The organism is Bacillus sp. EU63 (assembly GCF_038592915.1).
In the GTDB taxonomy this organism is placed as follows: domain Bacteria; phylum Bacillota; class Bacilli; order Bacillales; family Bacillaceae; genus Bacillus; species Bacillus velezensis.
On the sequence record NZ_CP151944.1, the window covers coordinates 3658242 to 3684486 of the forward strand.

General features: G+C 46.0%; 30 protein-coding genes. 11 read left to right on the forward strand and 19 right to left on the reverse strand.

Annotated features, from left to right (window positions below):
* Positions 1-95: 95 nt before the first annotated feature.
* On the forward strand, positions 96-815 hold the full coding sequence (locus tag NYE38_RS18355; protein ID WP_017418714.1) for a YwiC-like family protein: 720 nt from the start codon (positions 96-98) through the stop codon (positions 813-815).
* A gap of 30 nt (positions 816-845) precedes the next feature.
* On the opposite strand, the gene fnr is transcribed toward NYE38_RS18355, so the two are convergent.
* From fnr to NYE38_RS18375, 4 genes are all read right to left on the reverse strand, one after another.
* Positions 846-1562 carry a fumarate/nitrate reduction transcriptional regulator Fnr gene (fnr, locus tag NYE38_RS18360; protein WP_326128228.1) on the reverse strand — a complete coding sequence of 239 codons (717 nt, stop codon included), beginning with the start codon at positions 1560-1562 and terminating at the stop codon, positions 846-848.
* A 97-nt stretch (positions 1563-1659) separates the two neighbouring features.
* Positions 1660-2850, reverse strand: coding sequence for a nitrate transporter NarK (gene narK, locus NYE38_RS18365; protein WP_017418712.1), 1191 nt, complete (start codon positions 2848-2850; stop codon positions 1660-1662).
* Between the two features lie 134 nt (positions 2851-2984).
* Positions 2985-4655 carry an arginine--tRNA ligase gene (argS, locus tag NYE38_RS18370; RefSeq protein WP_340801777.1) on the reverse strand — a complete coding sequence of 557 codons (1671 nt, stop codon included), beginning with the start codon at positions 4653-4655 and terminating at the stop codon, positions 2985-2987.
* Positions 4652-5080: a DUF1934 family protein gene (locus tag NYE38_RS18375; protein WP_014419128.1), complete on the reverse strand. Its 429-nt coding sequence runs from the start codon at positions 5078-5080 to the stop codon at positions 4652-4654. Before NYE38_RS18375 ends, argS begins: the two co-directional genes overlap by 4 nt.
* A gap of 291 nt (positions 5081-5371) precedes the next feature.
* On the opposite strand from NYE38_RS18375, the gene NYE38_RS18380 reads away from it, so the two are divergent.
* On the forward strand, positions 5372-6517 hold the full coding sequence (locus tag NYE38_RS18380; protein WP_024085922.1) for a Rap family tetratricopeptide repeat protein: 1146 nt from the start codon (positions 5372-5374) through the stop codon (positions 6515-6517).
* Positions 6501-6620, forward strand: coding sequence for a PhrC/PhrF family phosphatase-inhibitory pheromone (locus tag NYE38_RS18385; RefSeq protein WP_017418707.1), 120 nt, complete (start codon positions 6501-6503; stop codon positions 6618-6620). Before NYE38_RS18380 ends, NYE38_RS18385 begins: the two co-directional genes overlap by 17 nt.
* A 122-nt stretch (positions 6621-6742) precedes the next feature.
* Here the strand turns inward: NYE38_RS18385 and speB are convergent, their stop codons facing one another.
* Together speB and speE are read right to left on the reverse strand one after the other, a co-directional pair.
* On the reverse strand, positions 6743-7615 hold the full coding sequence (gene speB, locus NYE38_RS18390) for an agmatinase (protein WP_007614448.1): 873 nt from the start codon (positions 7613-7615) through the stop codon (positions 6743-6745).
* Between the two features lie 58 nt (positions 7616-7673).
* Positions 7674-8504, reverse strand: coding sequence for a spermidine synthase (gene speE, locus NYE38_RS18395; protein ID WP_003151052.1), 831 nt, complete (start codon positions 8502-8504; stop codon positions 7674-7676).
* Positions 8505-8703: 199 nt separating this feature from the next.
* Between speE and NYE38_RS18400 the strand changes: the two genes are divergently transcribed.
* Positions 8704-10776: a transglycosylase domain-containing protein gene (locus NYE38_RS18400; protein WP_017418705.1), complete on the forward strand. Its 2073-nt coding sequence runs from the start codon at positions 8704-8706 to the stop codon at positions 10774-10776.
* 24 nt (positions 10777-10800) lie between these two features.
* On the opposite strand, the gene NYE38_RS18405 is transcribed toward NYE38_RS18400, so the two are convergent.
* The 3 genes from NYE38_RS18405 to NYE38_RS18415 form a co-directional block, all read right to left on the reverse strand.
* The gene (locus tag NYE38_RS18405) at positions 10801-11232 is read right to left on the reverse strand and encodes a hypothetical protein (RefSeq protein WP_017418704.1); all 432 of its coding nucleotides are present in this window, start codon (positions 11230-11232) and stop codon (positions 10801-10803) included.
* 143 nt (positions 11233-11375) lie between these two features.
* Positions 11376-11894, reverse strand: a complete 519-nt coding sequence (locus tag NYE38_RS18410) for a YwhD family protein (protein ID WP_015387555.1) — start codon at positions 11892-11894, stop codon at positions 11376-11378.
* A gap of 12 nt (positions 11895-11906) precedes the next feature.
* A complete protein-coding gene (locus NYE38_RS18415) occupies positions 11907-12566 on the reverse strand; it encodes a site-2 protease family protein (RefSeq protein ID WP_003151043.1) in 660 nt (219 codons plus the stop codon).
* Between the two features lie 105 nt (positions 12567-12671).
* On the opposite strand from NYE38_RS18415, the gene NYE38_RS18420 reads away from it, so the two are divergent.
* Positions 12672-12860: a 2-hydroxymuconate tautomerase gene (locus NYE38_RS18420; protein ID WP_003151042.1), complete on the forward strand. Its 189-nt coding sequence runs from the start codon at positions 12672-12674 to the stop codon at positions 12858-12860.
* Positions 12861-12897: 37 nt separating this feature from the next.
* Here the strand turns inward: NYE38_RS18420 and NYE38_RS18425 are convergent, their stop codons facing one another.
* The gene (locus NYE38_RS18425) at positions 12898-13317 is read right to left on the reverse strand and encodes a MarR family transcriptional regulator (RefSeq protein ID WP_134986721.1); all 420 of its coding nucleotides are present in this window, start codon (positions 13315-13317) and stop codon (positions 12898-12900) included.
* A gap of 368 nt (positions 13318-13685) precedes the next feature.
* On the opposite strand from NYE38_RS18425, the gene NYE38_RS18430 reads away from it, so the two are divergent.
* On the forward strand, positions 13686-15080 hold the full coding sequence (locus tag NYE38_RS18430; RefSeq protein WP_050496158.1) for an amino acid permease: 1395 nt from the start codon (positions 13686-13688) through the stop codon (positions 15078-15080).
* A gap of 64 nt (positions 15081-15144) precedes the next feature.
* Here the strand turns inward: NYE38_RS18430 and NYE38_RS18435 are convergent, their stop codons facing one another.
* The 3 genes from NYE38_RS18435 to NYE38_RS18445 all read right to left on the reverse strand — a co-directional run bounded on the left by NYE38_RS18435 (position 15145) and on the right by NYE38_RS18445 (position 17370).
* Positions 15145-15645 (reverse strand): YwgA family protein, encoded by a 501-nt coding sequence (locus NYE38_RS18435; protein WP_007407653.1) that lies wholly within the window; start codon positions 15643-15645, stop codon positions 15145-15147.
* 39 nt (positions 15646-15684) lie between these two features.
* Positions 15685-16986, reverse strand: coding sequence for an HD domain-containing protein (locus NYE38_RS18440; RefSeq protein ID WP_003151035.1), 1302 nt, complete (start codon positions 16984-16986; stop codon positions 15685-15687).
* A gap of 159 nt (positions 16987-17145) precedes the next feature.
* Positions 17146-17370 (reverse strand): DUF1450 domain-containing protein, encoded by a 225-nt coding sequence (locus NYE38_RS18445; RefSeq protein ID WP_003151034.1) that lies wholly within the window; start codon positions 17368-17370, stop codon positions 17146-17148.
* A gap of 202 nt (positions 17371-17572) precedes the next feature.
* Between NYE38_RS18445 and NYE38_RS18450 the strand changes: the two genes are divergently transcribed.
* From NYE38_RS18450 to NYE38_RS18470, 5 genes are all read left to right on the forward strand, one after another.
* Positions 17573-18346, forward strand: coding sequence for an RsfA family transcriptional regulator (locus tag NYE38_RS18450; RefSeq protein WP_012118695.1), 774 nt, complete (start codon positions 17573-17575; stop codon positions 18344-18346).
* A 260-nt stretch (positions 18347-18606) separates the two neighbouring features.
* Positions 18607-18921, forward strand: coding sequence for a PadR family transcriptional regulator (locus tag NYE38_RS18455; protein ID WP_026092292.1), 315 nt, complete (start codon positions 18607-18609; stop codon positions 18919-18921).
* Positions 18922-19476 (forward strand): DUF1700 domain-containing protein, encoded by a 555-nt coding sequence (locus NYE38_RS18460; RefSeq protein ID WP_017418702.1) that lies wholly within the window; start codon positions 18922-18924, stop codon positions 19474-19476.
* 97 nt (positions 19477-19573) lie between these two features.
* Positions 19574-20494 (forward strand): ATP-binding cassette domain-containing protein, encoded by a 921-nt coding sequence (locus NYE38_RS18465; protein WP_017418700.1) that lies wholly within the window; start codon positions 19574-19576, stop codon positions 20492-20494.
* A complete protein-coding gene (locus NYE38_RS18470) occupies positions 20491-21444 on the forward strand; it encodes an ABC transporter permease (protein WP_014419138.1) in 954 nt (317 codons plus the stop codon). The genes NYE38_RS18465 and NYE38_RS18470 overlap by 4 nt, the downstream gene beginning before the upstream one ends.
* Here the strand turns inward: NYE38_RS18470 and NYE38_RS18475 are convergent.
* The 6 genes from NYE38_RS18475 to NYE38_RS18500 form a co-directional block, all read right to left on the reverse strand.
* Positions 21434-22270, reverse strand: a complete 837-nt coding sequence (locus NYE38_RS18475; RefSeq protein ID WP_017418699.1) for a hypothetical protein — start codon at positions 22268-22270, stop codon at positions 21434-21436. The two genes, NYE38_RS18470 and NYE38_RS18475, sit on opposite strands and share 11 nt — an antisense overlap.
* Entirely contained in the window at positions 22261-23058 is a 798-nt protein-coding gene (locus tag NYE38_RS18480; protein WP_025649391.1) for a hypothetical protein, read from the reverse strand. The genes NYE38_RS18475 and NYE38_RS18480 overlap by 10 nt, the downstream gene beginning before the upstream one ends.
* On the reverse strand, positions 23027-23950 hold the full coding sequence (locus tag NYE38_RS18485; protein ID WP_017418697.1) for a hypothetical protein: 924 nt from the start codon (positions 23948-23950) through the stop codon (positions 23027-23029). The genes NYE38_RS18480 and NYE38_RS18485 overlap by 32 nt, the downstream gene beginning before the upstream one ends.
* A 48-nt stretch (positions 23951-23998) precedes the next feature.
* Positions 23999-24178, reverse strand: a complete 180-nt coding sequence (locus NYE38_RS18490; RefSeq protein WP_003151018.1) for a hypothetical protein — start codon at positions 24176-24178, stop codon at positions 23999-24001.
* Between the two features lie 152 nt (positions 24179-24330).
* Entirely contained in the window at positions 24331-25194 is an 864-nt protein-coding gene (locus tag NYE38_RS18495) for a biotin/lipoate A/B protein ligase family protein (RefSeq protein WP_025649392.1), read from the reverse strand.
* A 46-nt stretch (positions 25195-25240) separates the two neighbouring features.
* Entirely contained in the window at positions 25241-26140 is a 900-nt protein-coding gene (locus NYE38_RS18500; RefSeq protein ID WP_014419143.1) for a LysR family transcriptional regulator, read from the reverse strand.
* Positions 26141-26245: the final 105 nt, after the last annotated feature.

Consider the following 26245-nt stretch of genomic DNA (forward strand, 5'->3'; position numbering starts at 1 on the left):
CCCGCGCGGCAGTGATGTATTTCACAGCTTGTATGATAAAGGTCACTTATCAGGAGAGTGTTTGCACTTATAATGAAATAAAAAGGAGGGTTTCGATGAAAGCGATGATTCCGAAGCAGCACGGCGCATGGGCGATGCTGCTGATTCCATTTTTACTCGGCATGGTCAAGGGAGGCCCGGTTTTCTGGCATATTCCGCTCTTTCTGGGCTGGCTGTTCCTTTACTTGACGGTTTATCCCGTTTCGCTCGCTTTGAAAAAGAAACAGCTTCAGCCCTATCAAAAGTGGATATGGTATTACGGTTTTCCGGCCTGCTGCTTTTTGATCATTTCTGTCTTTCATAAGCCGCAGCTCGTCTGGATCGGCGTTTTTTTATTGCCGCTGTTTCTCATACATACGCATTATGCCCGCCGAAAAAACGAACGGGCGCTTACGAATGATATTGCGGGTGTTCTGTTCTTTTGTTCGGGCGGGCTTGCGAGCTGCTGGCTGGGAACGGGAATCCTTGACGGCTGGGCTTGGTTTCTATTCTTGCAATCCGCTTTATTTTTTGTCGGGAGTTCTTTTTATGTGAAATCGGTCATAAGGGAGAGAAAAAACAGAAGGTTTGCTTACTGGTCGTGGGGATATCACCTCTTGCTCCCCTTTTTATCGGCCCTTCTCGGGGCAGGCTGGGCGTTTCTCGCTTTTATCCCAAGCAGTCTGCGGGCCTGGTTTTTTCATGGAAGAGACTGGCCGGTGAAAACGATCGGCATTCTGGAAATCGTAAATGCCGGCTTCTTTTTCGCCGTCATGTGTATATGTATCACAAGCTGAAAAACAAGGACATCGGCTGCCCTTGTTTTTTCAGTCAATATTGCAGATCTCAAGCGGACAATTTTCACACTCGATCTCACATCGTAAATAGTCCCGTTTGTGCAAAATAATTTTTCCGGTTTCGTCTATCGAAATAACCCCTTGTTTGCGGAGGTCTCCCAGCATGCGGTTGACGCTCTCCCTTGCCGCCGCGCAAAACTTAGCCAAATCCTGATTTGTCAGCACAATGTTAATCAGAATCCCGTCGCTTCGTTCCACCCCGTAGCTGTTTGATAAGCGGATAAGGGTGGAATAGAGCGCCCCCTTTTTGCCGTGAAGAAGCAGATCCCTGATCTTAGACTGGATTTTTCGCAGATGGGTGCTCATCCATTTCATAAATTCAAACGTTAAAACACCGTTTTGGATCAATTCCTTTTCCAGCTTGTTTTTATTAATGACGAGCACCTCCCCGTCCTCTAACACTTTCGCACTGAGCATATATCTCGGCTCATCTGTGAATAGCGTCAATTCCCCGACAATATCGTGTTTCTGGCAGATTCTAAGCGTCAGGTCTTTTCCATCAGATGTCAGCTTGCCGATTTCAATGAGTCCTGATTGAATCAGATAAAGCTCTTCTGCATCCATTCCTTCTCGAAACAAATACGTGTGTTTTTTCATTTTCCTTTTCGTACTGATCGATTCCAGCAATTCATGCAGTTCGCGGGAAAGAAGTTCTTTATCAGATTTTCGGACAGAGAGAATATTCATGAGCTCACCTCGAAGAAAGTCACGTTGCGTATGTATATTGTAACGTGACTTGATTTGCACTCACCCAGAAAAAATTAACAATCTTGTGAATGGATCATTATGAATCAAGGCTATGACTGTTTCTCTCCGTATGTGTTTTCATTCTTTCCTGCCAATACATCCAGATCACAAGGACAAAGCTGGCTAACGCAACCTCTGAAAGCGCCATAAACCCGATCGCGTATTGGCCTGTCGCCTGAAATACACTTGCCAGAATCAGCGGAGGGAAAAAACCGCCCAGTCCGCCCATGGCAGACACAATACCGTTGGCAATCCCCGCTTGCTTCGAAAAATAGAAAGGCACCAGTTTAAATACCGTCCCGTTTCCAATCCCTGAGCAGACTGCCACCGTCAGCGATCCGAACGCATAAAGGCCGATCGCCGGGGAGAATGACAGCATGACGCCTGACAGCGTAAGCCCTGCGAAAACAAACATCAGAATGCGGAGCGGGCTCAGTTTATCTGCCAGAAACCCTCCCACAGGCCTGAGCAGCGTAGAGACCGCTATAAAGCCGGCCGTCCGCAGACCGGCGTCCGCAGGGCTCAGCCCAAAATGCTCAACCAAAAAATTCGGAAGATAGATGGTAAAGGCGACAAAGGAGCCGAACGTAATAAAATAAAACAGGCTCAACATCCACAGCACATGATTTCGGTAAACGGCTTTCATTTGTGTCTTTATGGAAACTTTGACTTTCTTCTCATGCCGGTCGCCGAACAAAACGTGCAGTAATGCGAAAACAGCCAGCAAAACAAGATACATCTGCACGGTTGCATTCCATCCCGCGGCTTGAGCGATAACTGGCGCGGCAAAGGTAGTAACGGCGGTCCCGATGTTTCCGGCACCGTAAATCCCATTGACGACACCGTGCTTTTCTTTCGGATAATATTTCGGGAGGGACGTCACTCCGATGGAGAATACCGCTCCCCCGATCCCTAAGAAAAAGCCGCCCGCAATTAAATCAAATAAAGAATCCGCGATACTGATCCAAAATACGGGAAACAAAAGCAGGATGAAGCTGATCATAAACATCAGCCGCGCGCCATACCTGTTCGTTAAATATCCTAAAGGAATACGGAGAAGCGATCCGAGAATAACGGGAATCGCCGTCACCAATGAAATCTCGCCTTTGCTTAAATGAATATCTGATGTCATTTGAGAAATGAGCGATGAAATCAGCACCCACACCATAAACCCTGCCACTAAGCTTAATGACTGCAACGATAATTGAATATGTTGACGATTGATCATTCGGCTTGCCCCTTTCACTGATTCAATATCAGTCTTATCATACAAAAACTCAGTGTGCGGGATTGTGAATTACATCACACGCTTTATATGCAAAAAAAAGAACAAAGCCCGAAGACTTTGTCCTTTGATCATCATTACATTTTTTCCGGAGCGGATACGCCGATCAGCTGAAGCGCATTGTTCAGCGTAATTTGCGTCGCCTTCATTAAAGCGAGACGCGCGCGGCTCTTCTCTTTATTTTCCGGATCGATGACTTTCTCTGCATTGTAGAAGCTGTGCAGAGCGGAAGCCAGATCATAAATATAGTTTGTGACACGGTGAGGAATGCGTTTTTCCGCCGCTTCTGCCACTGCCTCAGGGAAGCCGCCGATTGTTTTCAGCAGGTCATATTCTTTTTCTGATTGAATATGGCCGAAATCAAGATCTGCCGCCGGTTTAAGTCCCTGCTCCTCCCCTTGGCGAAGCATGCTGCAAATACGTGCATGTGCGTATTGCGCATAATACACAGGGTTTTCGTTAGATGTGGATACGGCAAGATCCAAGTCAAAATCCATGTGCGTATCAGCACTGCGCATCGCGAAGAAATAACGCACGGCATCCAAGCCGACTTCTTCAATCAAGTCGCGCATCGTTACGGCTTTCCCCGTACGTTTGCTCATCTTCATTTTTTCGCCGTTTTTGTATAAATGAACGAGCTGAATGATCTCAACTTCCAATGTGCCTTTCTTGTAACCGAGCGCTTCAATTGCCGCTTTCATACGCGGAATATACCCGTGGTGATCCGCGCCCCATACATTGATGAGCTTGTCGAATCCGCGGTCAAGTTTGTCTTTATGGTATGCGATATCCGGCAGCAAATAAGTGTATGAACCGTCTTTTTTGATCAGCACACGGTCTTTATCGTCGCCGAACGTTGTGGAACGGAACCATGTCGCGCCGTCCTCTTCGTATACATGGCCCTTTTCGCGAAGCGCCTCGAGCGCCTGATCAATTTTTCCGTTTTCGTACAGTGACGTTTCAGAATACCATACGTCAAACGGCACGCGGAAATTTTCCAGGTCGGAGTGAAGTTTATCAAGCTCGTACTTTAAGCCGTATTCACGGAAAAACGCCTGACGTTCGCTCTCCTCTTCATGTACGAAACGATCGCCGAAATCTTCGGCAAGCTTTTTCCCGATGGCGATAATATCCTCGCCGCGGTAACCGTCTTCCGGCATCGGTTTCTCGAGGCCGAGCGCTTCAAAATAACGGACTTCAACGGAAAGCGCCAGGTTGTTAATCTGGTTGCCCGCATCATTAATATAGTATTCACGGCTCACATCATAGCCCGCTTTAGAAAGCACGCTGCACAGCGCGTCACCTACCGCCGCGCCGCGCGCATGGCCTAAGTGAAGATCTCCCGTCGGGTTGGCCGATACGAATTCGACCTGAATCTTTTCGCCTTGTCCGATGTTTGTCTCTCCGTAATGTTCACCCGCTTCAAGCACGGACGGAATCAGTTTTGTTAAGTAGCTGTTGTTCATGTAAAAGTTGATAAAGCCGGGCCCCGCAATATCCATCTTTTCAATGGAAGCTTTGCCTTTATCAAATGACGCCACGAGCTCCTCAGCGATTTGGCGCGGCGCTTTTTTTGCGATTCTCGCCAGCTGCATCGCCATGTTTGTGGAATAATCACCGTGTGTTTTGTCTTTCGGCGTTTCTAACAGTACGCTTGGAATCTGGCTTTCGTCCGCCAGGCCCGCTTTCAGAACGGCCGCTTTGATCTCTTCCTTCAGCACGTCCTTCATTTGTTCCGCAATATTCATGCCTTTGTTTCCTCCTTATATTGGATCGTCATGTTATGTACATGTTCTTGGTTTTCGCCTACAGTCATGTTATATGTCATTTTGACGGAGCCTTCCGAACCGCCGACATCAGCTTGTATGTTTTTTGTTTCCGTACGGAGCTCCATTTGTCCGAACGGCAGTTTATATTGAGTGAGTGTCGATGCCCCCGGAATGAACCGCTGTTTCATTTGGATGGCGCCCGATCTCATCACGAGAATCTCTTTTTCTGTAATCTTGACGACCGTTTTAATCTTGCCCAAATCATGCTCTTCGTGATAGGAAAGATACGTTTTGCCGTTTCTCACGTAATAGAATCCACTCGATGTAAATTCAACCGACTCTTCTTCTGAGCCGTTGTGTATGAATGATTGCACATGAATGGCTACTGGTGTCTCCTGTCTCATGCTGACACTTCCTTTTCATCATCCCGCTTAACCTGAATAGTATAAGTTTTCAAGGGAAAAAGTTCAACCGCTTCCTCCTATCTTACCATCTTTGCTGATTGGTTTTGAAGATAAACATGATTTTTAAGGAAAATGAAAAAACCGGAAATCCCGGGCTGCGGGAAAAATGCGGTTCCTTCGGCGGACGGCTTTGTCAAAGGGGAAAAGTTTGCGGTATTTTTGCGCTATCCTTCCGAATGAAAATGATAAAATATGTCATATACATAACGTGGAAGGGAGGGATTCGGAATAGTGGCGAGTGTTTTATCGTCTTCAGCGGTTGGAGAAAAAATCAACGAATGGTATATGTACATTCGAAGGTTCAGCATCCCGGACGCCGAGTACTTGCGGAGAGAAATCAAAGAAGAACTTGCAGGCCTGGAAGATGATCAGGATCTTCATCTATACTATTCTCTCATGGAATTCCGCCACAATCTGATGCTCGAATACCTCGAACCGCTGGAATCGCAGCGGATAGAAGAACAGCCGAGACTATCGGATCTGCTCGCGGATATTGATAAAAAGCAGGCCCGGCTGACCGGACGGCTTGATTATTATTTTAATTTTTTCCGGGGGATGTATGAGCTGGAATGCCGTGAATATCTTTCAGCGATTCAGTTTTTTAAGAAAGCTGAAAGCAAACTGACGTACGTTAAAGATCATATAGAAAAAGCTGAATTTTACTTTAAAATGTCAGAAGTCTATTATTATATGAAACAAACTTATGTATCGATGGATTATGCGCGGCAGGCTTATTTAATTTATAAAGATGAAAAAAAATACAATATTAGATTAACCCAGTGCCATTCTTTATTTGGGGCTAATTATCTTGATGTAAAGCAATACGATCACGCGATTTCCCACTTTCAAAAGGCATATACGATGGCTGAATTGGAGCAGCAGCCGCAATTAATGGGGAGAACACTTTTTAACATCGCTTTATGCCATAATAATCAAAACAATAAAGTCGAGGCTATTCCCCATTTAAAAGAAGCCATAGCTGTTTTTGAAAAAGCTCAAATGAGCCATTCACTTCCGCAGCCCTACTTCTTACTTACACAGATTTATTTTAAGTTAGAAAATATAGATAATGCGTACGATTATCATAAAAAAGGTATCTCAATATGTAAGGAAATAGATGATATAATTTACGAGGAAAAATTTAAATTTTTGGAATATTTATATATGCCGGATCCAAGAGATACATTAATAAACGATTGTCTGCATTTTCTTGAAAGTAAACTGATGTATGCTGATATTGAGGAATTAGCCCTTGATGTAGCTAAATATTATTACACAAAAGAAGAATATAAAAAAGCTTCTGTCTACTTTTTAAAAGTTGAAGAAGCCAGACAGCAGATCGAAGGAGGAGTGAATTTATATGAAATTGAAGTATAAATTACTTATAGTCTGTTTTGCTGTGAGTACGATATTAGTATCAGCAGGGATAATGAATAGCTTAACTCCTCATTATTATGTTTCTGAACGCGCCATGATTTGAATTTATTATGAAAGATTTCATTTTAGGTTTGCGGGGACAATCCCCTCGAGTGTTTTAATATCTATTACAAAAAACCCGGAACAAAGGCTGCTTCTGCCCTGTTATTCCGGGTTTTCTTCTTTCTATTTCACAAACCCAAGCAGCATTTCACGGATCATCTTGCTTGCCGTGTTTGCGGTTTGTTCTGAGTGGTCATAGACCGGCGCGACTTCTACGAGGTCAGCGCCTTTTACGTTGACTTCTGAGCGCGCGATTTCATGGATGGACGCGAGTAATTCTTTAGACGTGATGCCTCCTGCGTCAACCGTGCCCGTTCCCGGCGCATGAGCGGGATCAAGAACGTCGATATCGATGGTGACATAAACAGGGCGTCCCGCAAGCTGCGGCAGCACTTTTTTCAGCGGCTCAAGCACTTCAAACTTAGAAATGTGCATGCCGTTTTCTTTCGCCCATTCAAATTCTTCCTTCATTCCGGAACGGATGCCGAATGAAAATACGTTTTGCGGTCCGATGAGCTCGGCCGCTTTGCGGATCGGAGTAGAGTGGGAAAGCGGTTCACCTTCATAATCCGTGCGCAGGTCGGTGTGCGCGTCAAAATGAATGATGGCAAGGTCCGGAAACTTCTTATACATGGCTTTTATGACAGGCCATGATACAAGGTGCTCCCCTCCCATGCCGAGCGGGAACTTTCCTTTTTCTAAAATGCTGTCCACGTATTCTTCAATCATATCAAGGCTTCTTTGCGGATTGCCGAACGGAAGCGGAATGTCGCCGGCGTCAAAGAAATTCAAATCAGCCAAGTCACGGTCGAGATACGGGCTGTATTCTTCAAGACCGATAGACACCTCGCGGATTCTCCCTGGGCCGAAACGCGAACCCGGACGGTAGCTGACCGTCCAATCCATCGGCATGCCGTAAAGGATGGCGTCCGCCTCTTTCCAGTCGGGGCGGCTTGCGATAAATACTTTTCCTGAATATGCTTCATCAAACCTCATGATAAAACCCTCGCTTTCCTGTAAAAAAGCGCAAGATTCGCTCCTGCGCCGTACGTTTTTATTTGATTAAGTCGCTCACAAATTTCGGAAGAACAAATGCCGCTTTGTGAAGCTCTTTCGTGTAATATTTCGTGTCGATGTCAAAGAAACGGCTGTCCTCCACTTCAAGCGGATCGTACTTTTTAGAACCGATCGTAAATGTCCACAAGCCGCTCGGGTACGTCGGGATATTAGCCGTATACAGGCGGGTGATCGGGAAGATTTCTTTCACGTCACGCTGTACGTTTGTAATCAGTTCCGGTGTAAACCACGGGTTGTCCGTCTGCGCGACGAAGATGCCGTCTTCTTTTAACGCCTTGGAAATTCCGGCATAGAAGCCTTTTGAGAACAGATTGACGGCCGGTCCGACCGGTTCTGTTGAATCAACCATGATGACGTCATACTCATTCTCTGATTTCGCAATGTGCATGAAACCGTCATCGACTCTCACGTCGACGCGCGGATCATCAAGCTTGCCCGCAATGGACGGAAGGAATTTTTTAGAGTATTCAATAACCTTGCCGTCAATGTCGACAAGCGTCGCTTTTTTTACGCTTGGGTGCTTCAGAATCTCTCTGATGACACCGCCGTCTCCGCCGCCGACAACGAGGACGTTTTCCGGATTCGGGTGCGTAAATAACGGGACGTGCGCAACCATTTCATGATAGACGAATTCGTCTTTTTCAGAAGTCATGACCATTCCGTCTAAGAACAGCATGTTGCCGAATTCTTCTGTCTCCACCATTTCCAGATGCTGAAATTCCGTCTGTTCCGTATGTAATGTTTGTTTCACCTTTAATGTAATGCCGAAATTCTTCGTCTGCTTCTCCGTATACCAAAGCTCGCTCAATTGTCATCTCCCTTTCAAGGCTTATTTCATTTATTGTAAGCGTCTGTATCGCTTTTATTCCGGTTAAAATCTCATTTTCACCTAAGGAAAAAGTATAGAGGATGGAGGGGAAAAAGTAAAGAAGTGTCCGGTTTGATATGTTTAAAAAACCCCCTTTTTTCACATAATAATAGAATCATGAAAAAGGGGGTTCCCAAAAGTGGATAAAGTATCTGGAAAACAGCTCAGAATCACGCTCAAAATCATCCGCGCCTGCATCTTTCTGACACTGATCGGCGGAATGCTGGCCGGCGTCTGCTTCACATCCGTTCTTCTTGCAGCGAAATGGCAGGGCGCCCCCTCCGTCCGGGTTCCTCAGTCTACGATTCTTTATGCAAATGACGGCTCAAAGCTAGGTGAGACCGATTTCGGGGAAAAGCGCTACTGGGTCCGGTTAAAAGATATCAATCCGACAGCAGTGCAGGCCGCGATTGCGGTGGAGGATCAAAACTTTTACAATCACCACGGTTTTGATTACCGGCGGATGGCCGCCGCCGCGCTGGCTGACATAAAGGCAATGGCCAAGGTTCAGGGCGCCAGCACCATCACCCAGCAATACGCGAGAAATCTCTACCTTGAGCATGATAAAACATGGAAACGAAAATGGAACGAAGCATTTTACACGATCCGCCTTGAACAGAACTATTCTAAAAACGAGATTTTAGAAGGTTATGTAAATACGATATATTACGGCCACGGCGCATACGGAATTGAAGCCGCCTCCCGCCTGTATTTCGGCAAACACGCCAAAGATCTGAACGATGCGGAAGCCGTGCTTTTGGCGGGCATACCGAAAGGCCCGTCCGGCTATTCGCCATATGTCAGCGAAAAGAAGGCCAAACAGCGCCAGGAAACCATTCTCCGTCTGATGGCCGGACAAAAAATGATCTCAAAAGAAAAGGCGGAAAGGCTTAAGAAAACGCCGCTTGCCTATCAGCCGCTGAAAAACAGAACCGCAGCGAAAACGGCGCCTTATTTTTACGACGATGCGATGAAAGAACTCGAGAAAAAGCTCGGCATGACGCGTGAACAGCTCGCAACGAGCGGGTTGCGTGTTTATACAACGCTTGATAAGCGCATGCAGCGGATCGCGGAAAACACTGTGGCACATACGATCCGTACCGGCTCTGACATTCAGGTCGGCTTTTCCGCGATTGATCCGGCAACAGGGCGCGTGCTTGCGCTTCTCGGCGGACGTGACTACGAAAAAAGCCCGTTTGACCGGGCGACACAGGCGAAACGGCAGCCGGCTTCCACGATCAAGCCGCTTTTGTACTACAAAGCGATTCAAAGCGGCTTTACACCGGTCACGCTGATGAAAAGCGAAGCCACTGAGTTCCAGATTGACGAAAACGGAGATACCTATTCTCCAAGCAATTACAACGGCTACTACGCCAATAAACCGATTACGCTGCTTCAGGCGCTTGCGTTATCAGACAACATCTATGCCGTGAAGACCCATCTCTTTCTCGGCATGAATAAGCTCGTGTCGGCGGCAAAGGAATTCGGCATCAGCGAACATTTAAAGCCCCTTCCGTCTCTGGCACTCGGAACTGAACCCGTGCGCCCGATTGAGATGGTTAATGCCTATGCGATGCTCGCAAACGGGGGAAAACAAATCTCCCCTTCCTTTATCACAAAAGTGACGGATACCGCCGGCAACGTCTTGTATGAACAGCCGCGCGGACATCAGCAGACGCTTGATAAAAAAGCCGCTTTTGTGACGGCGAGCATGATGACGGGCATGTTTGATCAGGATTTAAACGGCTATACTTCCGTCACGGGACGCACCATTTCTGACCGGCTGACCCGAACCTATGGCGGTAAATCAGGCACGACCAGCGCAGACAGCTGGATGATCGGCTTTAATCCCGCTCTTGCCGCCGGTGTGTGGACAGGCTATGACAAAAGCAGCACGATTGATTCAGTAGAAGAAAAAAGCTATGCGAAGACGATTTGGGCGGACTTTATGGAGAAGGCGCTCGAAGGAGAACCGGAAATAGCGCTTAAACCGCCGAAGGGCGTCACGGGCGTCTATATCGATCCCGCTTCCGGCTACACTTCCGGACCCGGATGCGCCGCAAAGCATTATACGTATTTCATCGCAGGCACAGAGCCCGCGGATGTGTGCTACGGACCGGAACCGTCTAAAAAAGAAAAGGAACACGTCCCCGCCCGTAAAGAAGCTCCCCGCAAAAAGTGGTGGGATAAGTGGCTCGGCAAAAAAGACTGAGCCCGGTGCATTGCGCGCCGGGCTTTACTCCGCGTCTTCCTCAAGCACCCATGGGAGCAAGAGTGAAAAGTCGAGATGGATAATAGGGTCAGGAAAACCCTTCGGTATAAAAAATGTTGTACTCGCCAATGAAAACGAAAAGCGGATATCTCCCGCCCTCTCGATATGAAACTTTGGCCAGCCTTCCCTAAGCCTGCCGACAATCGGATAGCTGCCCGCATAATGATGCAGGCCGTTTTCCTTTCCATGCTCCCCCAAATCGTGACAGACAGCCGGACGAATCCCAAACTGCCTAAACAATCTTGTTTTCTCGGCGGGAAGGAGATTCACCGCCTCGGAAAAGTTCCGGCAGCTCCCGCAATCGCAGGGATCAGCCCATGATTTTTCATATTGTTTTCTCGTTTCCGCCGTATCTGCTTCAATGACCCAAGGCCCGATGTCAAAGACGGTGAACATGATGAAACCTCCGCGTAAACATGAAAAACCCCGAGTCTTGGTTCGGCTCGGGACTTTCCATGTCCTGATTCTGTATCAACAGTTTACTCAGTACAATTGCGAAATAGTGCAAATATTTATAAAGTTCACAAAAAGTTCACAAATTATTTTTCGCCCGGAAGCAGACCCGTTTTCAATTCATCGGATGAACGTTCCCAGAGCCCTTGGTCATGCTTCTGCAGAAATTCAGCAAGCACCTGCTTTGAGCTGGCGTCCATTTTGTCCACGATAATGCGGCGCTTCATTGATTTATCCATTAAATTCACATGCTCCGGCAATGACTTATAGCCTCTGCGGATACTTCTGTCCACGGTCATTTCACAAGCCGTCACACCCGCGTAATAAGGGCCTTCTTCTTTTCTGTCGATGGTGACCCACACGAGCCAGTACGGTTTTCCGTTCGGCACTTCATCTTTGTTCGGCAGGAATTTGATGCCTTTTTCAACGACACTGCGGGCATGCATTGCGCCGATGTCAACGAAAGCTTCCTTCTCTTCCACATCGACAAATACCGGAGAAATATTGTCAAGGCTCAGCGACCCGGCGCCGAAACCGCCATGTCCGTCGGTCGGATCACTTTTAATAATATTAAATCCGATTGTTTTCTTCTTTTTTTCTTCCATGAAAATACCCTCCTACAAAAGCGGTTGAAATATAATGGCAAATACCTTAAGAATCCAGTCTCTCCCCTCGCTTAACAGCGGCCACACGACATAGGAGCCGACCGGTGTTACAAACAGCACGAGAAACACGATAATCCCGTAGCTCTCAAACTGAGTCATTTTGGCGCGCACCCGCGGCGGCACGAGATCCTCAATAATCCGGTAGCCGTCAAGCGGAGGAAGCGGCAGCAGGTTGAATAAACACAGCGCGAGATTCAGCTGAATCCAAATAGAGAAAAAGCGGTCAAGCCCCATGCTGAATGCAGAAAGCAGCTCCATTCCGTAAGCATGCATCAACACTAGCAAAAAGAAACCGATAAAGGCAAGAAGCAGGTTGCTTACAGGCCCGGCGACGGAAACCAGCACTCCCGCCAGCCGCGGTCTTTTAAAGGCGCGGCGGTTCACCGGCACCGGACGGGCCCAGCCGAAACCCGCGACCAAAATTAGAATCGTTCCGAAAACATCAAGATGTTTAATCGGATTGAGCGTTAATCTGCCCTGTCTCGCCGCGGTATCGTCTCCGAACCGATACGCGACATACGCGTGCGCCAGTTCATGCATCGTAAATGCCACGATCAGCGTAATCACGACATAGGGCATAAGCTCCAGCGGATAATATAAAAATCTGTCCAAATGTAAAAATCCCCTTTTTTAAAAAATGCAAGATTGTCCTTCATTCAGTATACTATAAGTGACCTCTCTTCCAAAGAGAGGAAACGATAAAGGAGGATCAGCACCATGCCGCTCGTAACCGTTAAAATGCTTGAAGGCCGCACAGATGAACAAAAACGGAATCTGGTTGAAAAAGTGACAGAAGCCGTAAAAGAAACGACAGGCGCAGCCGAAGAAAAGATCATTGTCATGATTGAAGAAATGAGAAAGGATCATTACGCCGTCGCCGGCAAACGGATCAGCGATACGGAGTAATCCTTGATAACTGCCGGCGCTGCTATGTCAGGCCGGCTTATTTCATTACTTTTTCAACGAGGCTGAAAAAGGTGTTCTTTTCTTCCTCTGTCAATGCTTCGAACAGCTCGTCAATGAGCATCTGCCGGTTTTCAATCATTTGCATGGCCGCCATTTTTCCCGATTCGGAAAGCGTCATCCATACCGTGCGCCGGTCTTCGTTATTTCTCGACCTTTCCACGAAACCTTCTTTTTCTAAATGATTCAGAGCGGTTGTCGTGGCTGAAGGCGATAATGTGACTTCCTGCAATATATCTTTAATCGTGCACGTGCCGTGCCGGTAAATAATCCTGAGAATAAATCCTCTGATATTGTTTATACTCTTCGGAATTGTCGCCTCATCAAGCTTTTTCGTGCTCTTTAAATATTTCGTGAGCGCGTAATCCAGTACATTTGCTTGCAAGTTATCGTGCTCCATGCAGAAACTCCCCATTTCAAGATGCATCCATCATCATTTGATTGTTTTTTATTACATTTTACTGATACCTCGCGGGGAAAGTCAAAATTTCGGCCGGAAAGCCCGCAACTTTTATCCTGCCCTATACAGACTATTATCTCCTACTTTTTCACCCATCCCTTTTATGCAATGCTGGTTTTATAGACATGATTCAGGTAAAATCATTAAGGGTGACTGCGTTTGACAGAAAGGATAATCTGATCGGATGCGGCAGACAATATGACTGGAAAAGAAACGGAACAGACGGGGAAACAGAACACAGGATTGTCGATTACACAGAATGTGACACGGGTAAAAGCCAAAGAGTCCCTCTTGGCTTTTGCTTTTGGATGGAGGGATGCGTGTTGCGGAATATCCTACAAAAAAAAGACATCACCCAGCTGCTTGAACAAAGCAGAAACAGGCAGACTGCCAAAACGATGGGTGGATTTGATTTAACATTACTGGGCATCGGCGCCGTCATCGGGACGGGCGTCATGGTTCTTACAGGCATTACGGCCGCGAAAAACGCCGGACCTTCCGTAATCTTTTCTTTTATCATTGCAGCCGTTGTCTGCAGCCTTGCAGCATTATGTTACGCCGAAATCGCTTCTGTTCTCCCGGTTTACGGAAGCGCCTATATTTACTCTTATACCACCATGGGAGAAATTGTCGGCCATTTAATGGGCTGGACGCTCTTATCCGTTTATATGGTGACGGCGTCGGCGGTGGCAAGCGGCTGGTCAAGTTATTTTAATAATCTGTTAGCCGAAATCGGCATGCCTTTGCCGGACAGTCTGCTGCACGTGCCGAGCCAGGGGGGCATCGTCAACCTTCCTGCCATCATCATTACTCTATTAATTGCCGTCGTTCTGTCACGCGGCTCCAAGGAGAGCAAAACCTTTAATAATGTAATGGTTCTCGTAAAAATCGGAATTGTTTTGCTGTTTATCATCACAGGAAGCTTTTTTGTAAAGCCGGGCAATTGGCATCCTTTTATGCCTTTTGGAATCAAAGGCGTCATTACAGGGGCTTCTGCCGTCTTTTTTGCGTTTCTCGGGTTTGACGCGATTTCCGCTTCGGCTGAAGAAGTCAAAAAACCGCAGCGCAACCTGCCGATCGGTATTATCGGTTCACTGGTGATCTGTACATTGGTGTACGTCATCGTCTGTCTCGTCATGACGGGTATGGTTCCGTATTCACAGCTTAATGTGCCGGAAGCCATGTCTTATGTGCTGCAGACTGTCGGACAAAACGCGGTGGCGGGCGTTATCGCTGCCGGTGCGGTGATCGGACTGATGGCCGTCGTTCTCGCCCATACATATGCGGCGACCCGTATATCTTTTGCGATGGCAAGAGACGGAATGCTGCCGAAAGTCTTTACCATTGTCGGAAAGAAATCGGGAGCGCCGATCTTTAATACATGGCTGATCGGACTGATCAGCGCCTGCATCGCGGGTTTTGTTGATCTGAAAGAGCTGTCGGATCTCTCAAACATCGGCGCGCTATTGACATTTGCCATGGTCAGTCTGTCCGTGCTGATTCTGCGCCGCACCCATAAGGATCTGCCGCGGGGATTTAAAGTGCCTTTTGTACCAGTACTGCCGATTTTGGCCATTATCTGCTGTTTGTTTTTAATGGTCAATCTGCCGCTGAAAACGTGGCTTTATTTTGCCGTCTGGCTGATCATCGGCGTCATCGTTTACTTTTTATATTCGTACAAGCACAGCAAATTGAGACAATAAACAAAACCAGGCCCGCTTTATCGCGGCCTGGTTTTTTCATCAAAAAAGACGAAAGCCATCGCCTTTAACAAATATGTTTCAGCTCTTCTATGTAGTGAAGCGCCTCATCATATTCTTCATCTGTATATTTCTGTTTGCTTTTTATCGTAAACACTTTCTCTTTCTTTTCCTCAGCTTCAAGGCCGTCAAAATACAAAATCGTAGACACCAGCTCCAGAAACCGGGATGAGCGGCTGTTGACGCTGTCGATGTACTTCTTCATATCCGGCATCGTAAGCTCCGCATGATGTAAAAACTCGGCTCCCGTCTCCGTCAGCGAGTACCGGTATTGAAAGTAGCCGCCCTTTTTTTCCTTCACCTCATCCAGAAACCCAAGATTGCACAGCTCTTCAATTCGAAGCGTCAGTTCTTCGGAATACGGGCCGTAAAAATGAAAATCATATTTTTCGTAGAAAGGATACTGCATTTTCTTCGCGATATAAATGATTTTCTGCAGCTTTTTCCGCCCGATGATTTCTCCAGAATCCGAGAACACCTTCATCAGTTTTGCATGTTCTTTCAACAAATTCCCGACATCTCCTTTTCCTTCTTTACCAAAATCCTTCTATGTCAGTCCCAGCAGCTGCCGGATTTTTAATTTTGCTTCAGGGTTTTCTGAATCGTCACAAATGAGGTCCATCGGATAGTAGAGCTTATGGTCCGTCCGGCGTTTGCCCGAAATGGATTCGACAATGGCGGACTGCCTGGACAGCTCTTTGATCTGGCCGTTCTGCGTTAACAGGTGAATCGGCAGACGCTCCTCCTCTTCACCCGGCCGGTAAAAATCATACGGCAGATCCGATGAAGAATCGACCACTAAATAATAATTGGGATCAATTCCCGCCTCTTTAAACAGAGCGGTCAGTTCAAAATAAGCCGACATTTCCTCATTGGGGTTAAATTCGGCATATTGAAACAGCTGGCGGTTAATGAAGCGGCGGCACAAGTCGGACAGAATCGGGTCCTCTTCTTCCTCCCAAGCCTGGAAATAATATAAAATGATGGCTTCATCAAGCTTCAGATAATCCGCAAGCGTCAGCTTCCCTTCAAAAATGGAATAAAAATGAACGGGAGCATGCGTGAATATATACCCTTCTTCATGGAGCTGCTTCGCACGGTGGAGAATTTTCGTCAAAATGACTTCAGCGCTTCTCGTCACTGGATGAAAATACACCTGCCAGTACATTTGATAGCGGCTCATAATATAGTCTTCGACGGCGTGCATGCCGCTTTGCTTAATGACGATCTGGTCCTCTCGCGGACGCATCACCCTTAAAATCCGTTCCATATCAAAATGTCCGTAGCTGACGCCCGTATAGTATGCGTCCCGCTGAAGGTAATCCATCCTGTCGGCGTCAATCTGGCTCGAAATCAGGCTGACCACCTGCTTGTTTTTGTATGTTTTGGCAATGACTTCAGCAACATCCTGCGGAAATCCCGGTCCCGCCTTTCTGAGAACCTGATTCACCTCGGTGTCGCCGAGAATGATTTCCCTCGTATAGTCTTCATGATCCAGATGAAAAACCTTTTCAAAGGAATGCGAAAACGGCCCATGTCCCAAATCGTGCAAAAGCGCGGCGCTGAGACAGAGTTCGCGTTCATTGTCATCCCATTCAGGACGCCCTTTAAAAACATCATCAACCATTCGTCTGACAATCTCATAGACGCCGAGAGAATGGTTAAAACGGCTGTGTTCCGCGCCGTGAAACGTCAAATACGTCGTACCGAGCTGTTTGATCCGGCGCAGCCGCTGAAATTCACGGGTGCCGATCAAATCCCAGATCAGCTTGTCCCGCACATGAACATAGCGGTGAACGGGATCTTTAAACACTTTTTCTTCTGATAATTTTCCGTTTGGATACGCCATCGTCATTCCCTCTTTTTTTTAGCCGTGATTCTATTATATCGGCTCTGTAATTTGAAAGCATCCTTGAATTTGTCCGGCGTTTTGTTCCAGTTTTCCGTCATTGATTTTTTGAAGCAAAAAAGCCTGACCCATCGGGCGAGGCTGTCGTAAAATACACATTTACTTTTTGATCTTCTTTTTCACTTTCTCAATCAGCTCGTCCTCAGTCGGCGCCGACAGCGGGCGGTTGTTTACGAAAGCAAACGATTTTTTGCGTCCGGGCCCGCAATATGACTGACATCCGACCTCCACTTTTGCATCCGGGTCAGCTTCTTTCAAACGCGGCAGCAAAGTCTTAATATTGGTGGCCTGGCAATCATCACACACTCGGAATTCATTAGCCATGATGTACGCTTCCCTTCATTCAATGTTCCTCTATGTTAAATCTTAATTTTAAAAACGAAAAAAATCACATCACATCTCATTGTACAAGGATTCATCTTATCCTGCAAGGCTCTGCGTATCTCTCATTCTTTCAGCCAATTTGTATAAATATTTTCCAATCTGGACATTCTAATACCATCAAAGATATTGGGGGTTGAGAACATTGACAAAACAAAGACAGGACGCCTGGTCGGAGGAAAATGACCTGCTGCTTGCGGAAACCGTGCTCCGTCACGTTCGGGAAGGAAGCACGCAGCTGAATGCCTTTGAAGAGGTAGGCGATAAATTAAACAGAACGTCGGCAGCGTGCGGATTCAGGTGGAATGCTGTCGTCCGCCATCAATATGAAAAAGCGCTTCAGCTTGCCAAAAAACAGCGGAAACAGCGGATGCGCGCGCTCGGAAACGGCCAGCCGGCCAAGAAGAAACTATTATACCAGCCGCCTGCACCGGATGCGGACATCATGCAGGAAACCGCAGCCGAAGAGACGGTTCAAACGGAAGCGCCAAAAGAAGATCGGCAAGCCGTCATGTCCGGCGAACATATGCCTTATGTCGATGAAAGCTTCAAGGAAGAGTTAGCTAGTTTATCACATTTGCTGGCGCCTCAGCAGCCGAGCCAAAAGGCGGAGCTCACAATGGCAGACGTCATTCAATTTCTGCAGAGCTATGAAGGCAGCGGAAAGCAAACTTCCGCCCTGCAAATGGAAAATGACCGTTTAAAACGGGAAAACCAAGAACTTCAGTCTAAAACCGAGCAGCTGGAAGCGGCCGTCGAAAAGCTTGAAAAAGATCAAAAAACCATTCAGGAAGACTACGAAACCTTGGTGAAAATTATGAACAGAGCCAGAAAACTAGTTTTATTTGAAGACGACGAGCATGCCTCTCCGTCCTTTAAAATGGACCGGAACGGCAATTTAGAAAAAATGGCCGAATAACGGAAAAACCCCTTTCCTTGTCATGGAAAAAGGGGTTTTTGCCATTTGTCAATGACGCGCATCCTGATCTATATTAATGTAAACATTGTTCAGGAGGCCTTCTTCCCGCAAGGGCTGCGCATCTCGGTCCCCGCCCGCACATAAGCATAAAGATTCAATTCCTCATCCCAAATGGTTCTTGGGAATTATTGATCGATTAGCTACTGTGCAATACACTGTATAGAGAATACAATTATTAGATATGATGGGAATGATAGTAAATGAGTAGCCAATTACGAAAAGGAGCGTTGGAACTTTGTGTGTTGTCCCTGCTTCTTTATGAAGATTTATATGGTTATGAATTAATCAAGATCATAAGTGAAACGTTCCCTGTATCGGAGGGCACCATCTACCCCATATTACGAAGACTCACAAAAAATAACTGCCTAAAAACGTATACAGCAGCTTCCGATCAAGGCCCATCACGCAAATATTACAAAGTAACAGAAGAAGGCGCCTTTTATCATCAAACATTAAAATCGGAATGGCTTGACCTGTCCGAAAAAGTGAACAGCATCATTAAGGAGGGAAAATGAATGTGTAAAGACCAATATTTAAAACATCTCCGGCGGGAAATAAAAGATCTGCCGGAACTTGAGCAAAAAGAGATACTCGCCGATATCGGCGAAATATTCCAAATGGGCGGCGCTGAAGGAAAAAGCGATGAACAAATCGCCGGCAATTTAGGAAACCCCAAAACACTTGCGCGCGCCTTAAAAGCGGATATTTTCATCAATGATGCCGAGGAGCAGAAAACATGGCGCTCCTTTTTCAAAGCATTCGGCCTGATGCTGGGTATGGGCATGTTCAACTTCATGTTTATGCTGACACCGTTTCTTTTTGCCTCTGTTGCGGTGTTAAGTTTGATGGCGATCGGCCTGATGCTGATGACCGGATCATTCTTTCTCCTTGTAAAAGTGCCGATTGTAACAGCCATTTTTAACGGATGTATGGTTCTTGGAGCGGGTATGGCGGTGTTTATGGCCGGATTTGATCTTTCGAAACTGATATTCCGCATCTTTTTGCGCTATTTCAAATGGAATGTCAGCGTTGTAAGGAGGGAAACCATTGAATCGAAAAATGTGGTATAGCATTGCTCTCATTTTAATCGTTGCCGGCCTGATCGGAAGCATGTTCTTCGGTTTTGACGGCTTTTACCCTAAATCATAAGGAAGGTGTGCAAATATCATGACTGAACCAGCCCTGATATTAAAAGATGTCTCTAAAACAATCAATCATACCCCTATTGTACAGTCAATTTCTTTCGATGTAAGAAAAGGCGAGATATTCGGCCTTTTAGGGCCGAACGGCTCAGGAAAAACCACTATTTTCAGAATGATCGTACAGCTTATTAAAAAAACAGAAGGAGCCATTTCATTCAGAGGCAGACCGGACAGCGACTTTGAATATTTTATGAGACATATCGGGGTTATCATTGAAGGCCCGGATATGTATCCGAATATGACCGCTTTGCAAAACCTGAAATATTTCACCAGACTGCGGAGCACCTCGCTGAAAACGGATGACCTTATGAATACCCTTGCAAAAGTCGGACTAGATCAGGCTGCCCGCAAAAAAGTGAAACATTTCTCATTAGGCATGAAACAGCGCTTGGGGCTCGCTTATTCTCTTCTTCACAATCCCGGGTTATTAATTCTGGATGAACCGATGAACGGCCTCGATCCTAAAGGTATGAAAGAATTGCGCACCATTCTTTCTGATTTAGCGAAGCAAGGGGTTTCTATTTTATTATCAAGCCATTTATTGTCGGAAATGGAAGAGATTTGCGATAGGGTTGCCTACATTAAAAAGGGACGGATTTTAGGAATTGAAGACATGAAGAACAGACATAATCTTGGTCAGAAAAAGCTGTTTACCGTCACGGTCGATCATCCGGCAAGGGCGAAAGAAATATTAGAGCGGGAAGGTATTCTTCAAGTACAGCAAAAAGACAGCCGCGTCATTGAATTGGAAGCGGAAGAAGATACCATCCCGTATGTCATTAAATCTTTGGCAGAGAAAGAGATTCTGATTTCCCGCGTTTCTGCAAGAACTTTGTCATTGGAAGAGAAATACATGATGATTACAGATCAGGAGGACGCGGTATGAGCATATTTCATCTGGCGCAGAACGAATTCATAAAAATAACCCGAAAAAAAGGCACACTTTTATCTCTTTTCTTCCTGTTTCTCATCGTTTTGCTGGCCGGCCTTATTATGAATCATGAGTTAGATGCTTCCTCGGATAACAATTGGAAAGAACGGCTTCTCGCCGAAAAAAAGCAGGAAGAAATTGATAAACCGGCTGAAACGACAGGCGTTTATTATTCTGCTGATGTTAAGAATAAAGACTATTATTTGGAGCATAACATCAACCCTTATGAATGGAACGGCTGGAGGTTTTTCGGCACGGTTACTTCAAACGGGCTTGAGATTTTCGTAAGCTTAACCGCGATTTTAACCGTCAGCGGGGTTGTTTCTAAAGAGTTTGCCCTTGGGACGATTAAGTTTATCGCTACAAGCCCGAACCGAAGATGGCGGATTTTAACATCGAAATTTCTGGCCTCCCTTCTGTTTACCGGTATGATTTACTTATTTTACTGTGTGAGCTGTTTGCTGATCGGCGGCGTGTTATTCGGTTTTTCCAATGCTTCATATCCGCTCGTCTATACTCATTTAAATGACAGTCTGTATACCATCAGTTCAATCAAAGCATCCGGAATCATTCTGCTTTTGCGTTTCATATCAATTATAAGCATTGTCACCATTGCGTTCACTTTGTCAGTATTGTGCAAAAGCCAGGCGCTCTCCCTCTGCTTATCGATTTTACTGCTGTTTGCCGGCAGTATATTGGGCGGAACTGATTTGCTTGCCCAATTTACGTGGTATAAATTTACGCTCTTTCCGCATTTAAACCTCGTTGCTTATGTAAATAAAAGCGCGGGTGATGCGATTTCAACGTTAAACATCCCCTATTCCGTGACGGTTATAGCGATCTACTTTCTTATTTGTTTATTGATTTCTTTTTCCGTCTTTCAAAAGAGAGACATTACAGCATAGACAGAGAGGCGGCGGCATAATGAGCGGACGGCAGGAAATACTGCCGGTCCAGCAATTTGCCGCTGACCGCCCCTTGGTCCATCGCTAATGGATTCAAATAACCGAAGCTCCCGCTGCTTCGCTGCTGAAAGCGTAGAAATTCCCGCCCTTCCCGTATAAAAAGCGCCTCATCGAATTGGAGAAATTTCATAATGGCTGTGTATTTTGCAACGGCGTCAATGTGATACTTTCTGCACTCGGCTAACATTAAACCTGAAAAAGCAAAGTCTGATGTTTTGTACCATTCCGTGAGAAAAGGCTGCAATTCTTTCATTTGCAAATAAGTGACGGCATAAAGGGCATCCGCCTGTTCTTCCTGGATGCCGCCCGGTGCCATGAGCAAATCGGCCTCACGTTTCATTACGGTTTCTAAGAACACGATCAGTTCTTCCGGAGTCACCGCTCCAAAATAAGCTGCTAACACCATGAGGATCATAGAGGAAGGCTCTGATTTCAGTTCCTCTTGTAAACCGCGGACCATTTGTTCAAGTCCGTTATGAAAAAAGATGCTTTTTGCGGCATCCATCCTGCGGTATATATGATACGCATACGCGAACAGGACCGGATGGCATTCGTGCGTTTTTTCTCCAAAATAACGGTCTAAGAATAGAATGACTTCTTCTGTATCCTTTCTTTTTTCAAAGTGATGACATGCCGCTAAACCGCAAAACAGGTGCATGAGATCATCTGCTTCCATTTCTTCCGGCTGCAGCTGAATGTTCTTCCAAAAACCCAGCAGCCATTCTTCTGTTTTTTTTATATTAAAATGTTCCTTGACTATCCGCATGTTCCACACTCCAGATTCAGAATCTCAATCGCCGGCAGAAGAGCCGGAGCACAATGAATGGATGGATTCTCGTTATTTATATGATGAAGAGCCGCTTGACAGCCATAAAAAAATGGATCGATACACGATTGGATAAATAACATATTGCACAGCTGTTTCATTTTTCGGCTGCCGAGACAAAACACAAGCCATTTTTGAATGGACGCCTTCAAGCCGGGATGAAGCAGATGCTCTCCCTCATTCAAATGAAGAAGACAGTACTCGACAAACTCCAGCTCGTTTTCAGCTGTTCTTTTCCATGCGTCATGGAGCAAAGGCTGAAACATCGAATTCTTGTAAAAGCGCACTTTTTCATGGTCAGTTGACATTCCCAGCTCGCTCAGCAAACCAGCGAATTCGGCGTATTTAAAATAAGGCCATTCTTTTTTTATAAGATAGCCGTTTTGCAATCCGTGACGTATGACCTGATCATCCGAATCCATTCCCTGCTTCTTTTTATAAGCTTTTGCCGTTAAATAGATATGAATCAACTCATTGACAATGGCCGTGTTACAGTGAAACAGATCTTCCCAGCATGACTTATCAACGAAAGCGGAGGCAATCCTTTCAGTATGTTCTTTTACAGCGGAAGAATGGCTCGTCTTCCTGTAGTATTTGCAGAAGCCGGCAAACAGCTGAATGCTCTTTTGATCCGGAAGCGATTGTTCAGCAAAAGATAATAAAAATTGATCCGCCTCTTCAGCTAATCTGTTCAAGCTAATCGTTCCTTTCTGCTCTAAGACAGGCATGCGCGGCACCCGCGGCGACAAGTGTTGTATGATAGCAATGTTTGAATATATCTTCTCTTCGCTGTTCACCTTTCAAACCGGGTTTATGTTGATAGGTGATGCTCGGGATATTCCCCTCTTTCATTCGGCCCTGATAGATTTTATTCCAGGCTGCTTCATAGAGCGGTTTATGGTTGTCCTTATCCATGTCGATATGTAAAAAAGAGCTGCACATCAATAATTCACTAGTAATATCTAAATTCTCAAGACAGATATAGATCCCGAGAAATTTCAGGACCTTTTCTTTTAAGGACGGCAGATGATACTCTTTATCCGTAAGCGAAGAACATCCCATGTCTGTTATATAAAAAATCGTATGAGTGATGCTGTACGCATCATGATCCGTCATATATGTATTTGGGATATCCTGACCAGCTGCTGTGTAGTGATATAAGTCAGAAAAATCCGTTATTTCCGAGGTTACGCCTGCTCTTTGCAGACTGTACTTCAGATCCATTTTCCGAAAGGGAATTTTAGCAAGGCTGCAATCAAAACGCGCTGCCGTGAATTTTTCCAGCTCCCATATCACCGAAGCCCGTGACGGATGATCAGTCAAGGTAAGAAATTCACCCGCAATAGCCAATCCGGCGAGACCGTCCGGATCAAAATGAATAAATTCTTCAAGCTGATCATTACGGAGCCTTTCTGTAATAAACTCCGTTAAAACAGCAACTTCCTTATCATCTGCCTGATTTCTGATCAGGTAATTGGTAAGAAAAATGAGTTCTATAAATGTTTTAAGGCGCCACCTGAAATCATTCGCTACTTTATGATTCATATCAAAGTAATGGATATTTTCAACAATCCATGACAGTGCTCCCCGCTTAATTTCTCTTATATACTCTTGTGTCATACTCTCACCGCCTCGTCTCAGATGTGTAGGCTCCAAACAGTGATTATCCTACTTTTGAGCGGCTAAATCAGAGAAATTCAAATTCGGGTTTTGATTGTCTTCTTGGCTCGGCACTACAAGCACCCAGCCGCTCCAAGCGAAAGAATTGCCTGATTGTTCCGCATCTCCGGCTAACAAATGCGTCGGGATCGTGATTCTTTTTTCTTCTTTTATTTTTTTAAAGTTCATATCTCCATCTCCTTCAGTTTATAGAATTATTTGGAACCTACATAAATATATTAATCAAATAAGGTATATAATGTAAACTAGTTTTCATACAACACTTCTTTTTTCACTATAACTAAATAGTATATAATTACCAAAAACAAAAAAGCCCGGACTTAGTCCAAGCTTTCCTGCGTGCCGAACACCTTCTCATTCCGTTCCAGCATTCGGGTCAGATTTTTTTCAAATACCATTTCCTCTTCCGGCGATAATCCGGCTGCATACAGGCGTCCGCTGAGTTCCTTCAGTTCAGTCAAAAGCATCAGCATTAAGTCTTGCACGGTAATGTCCGTTAGCAGCAATTCGCTTAATGAAGCCATCGTTTCGGGCCGGATATCGGGATATACGCCTTTTGTATCGTTGCTTTTGTCTTTTAAAGCGGCTTGATAGAAACGTCTGATCAGATCGGCGCGTTCGCTTCCGCTTTTATCGGCGCAGAGATAAATCTGAACCGCGGTTCCGCCCCGCAGGCGCCTTTGTGAGATTCCCGCGAATTTTCGGCCGCCGATGCTGAGATCGTAGCTGCCCGGACAGTACGATCCTTTAATTTCATATGCTTCAATTTCAGCATTGTGCGGACGCAGCATCCGCCGCACCAGCTCTGTCATCGCCTCGTAGCCTCTGTCGATGTCGATGCCTTTTTTCTCATCTTCAAAAATAAGCGAGATATTCAATACGCCTTCGTCCAGTACGACGGCGAGGCCTCCGGAATTGCGGACAATGACACTGTAGCCTTCGTCCTCCAGCAATTTCACGCCGTCCTCTAAAAACGGCAGACGCGTGTCCTGAATGCCGAGCACGATCGTCCGGTGGTGCACCCAGGAGCGTGCCGTCGCAGGCGATTCCCCTTTGCCTACGGAGGCGCACAGCGTATCATCCATTGCGAATGACTGCTTCGCATCAAAATAAGGGCCGAGGCTGGATTGGTCAATGATTCTCCAGCTCGGCTGCATCAGTAAATCAATCGGTTGCTTTCCCATCTATATTAAATCCCTTTCGTCATAGGCTTTCCATGCATTTATTATATCACTCCGCTTGAGATGATTGAAATTGGCTTTTCAAAAGTGCGATGAAGATTTCTTTGTTTTTTGTGTTCTCCATAATGGAAGATTGGATGATAGACAGCTTCCGTTTTAAGGAGAATCCTTTTATCTCAAGCACGGAAATGCTGCCGTGAAGCAGATCCTTTTGCAGCACGCTTTTTGACAGAACGGAAAGACCCATTCCGCTGATCACGGCTTCTTTGACGCCCTGGTTGCTGCTGATCGTCATCATGGATTTCGGCCGCAGTCCGTTTGATTGAAGGACGTGGTCTAAATATTCCCTCGTTCCCGAACCCTTCTCCCTCGTCACCCACGCTTGATTTTGCAATTCGGCAGCCGGGATGTTTTTTCTGCCGGCGAGCGGGTGTCCGTTCGGTGCGGCAATACACAATTCATCCTCCATAAACGGCTGAATGTCGAGCTCGTTTTTCCCCGTATGCCCTTCAATTAATCCGATATCGGCTTGAAGCATCCGAACCGCTTCGCTGACCTCCTCCGTGTTTCCGATCATGACGTCCAGGTTCAGCTCGGGATACTCGTTATGAAGCTTTGCGAGAAGCGGCGGCAGAATATATTCGCCGATGGTAAAGCTCGCGGCGATTTTGAGCTTCCCTTTGACATAATGATGATGGGCGTAAATTTCGGTTTTCGCCTGTTCGTACAAAAAGACCATCTGCTTGGCGCGCTGATAGAGGATGTCCCCCGTCGGCGTAGTCGTAAAGTGCTTCGGAGAGCGGTTCAGCAAGGCGGTTTGAAATTCTTTCTCCAGGTTTTTAATGTGAAGGCTGACGCTTGGCTGAGAAATCATCAGCTTCTGCGCCGCCTTTGTAAAGTTTTTTTCTTCCACGACGGCAATGAATGTTTTCAGTTCCCCATAATACAAAAAGCATCGCCCCTAATCATTATTTTTCCTAATCGTTTAGATCATATAAATATATTTTACTAATGATTAAGACCGCAGTAAAGTGGAGTTATCAAGATAATGGGA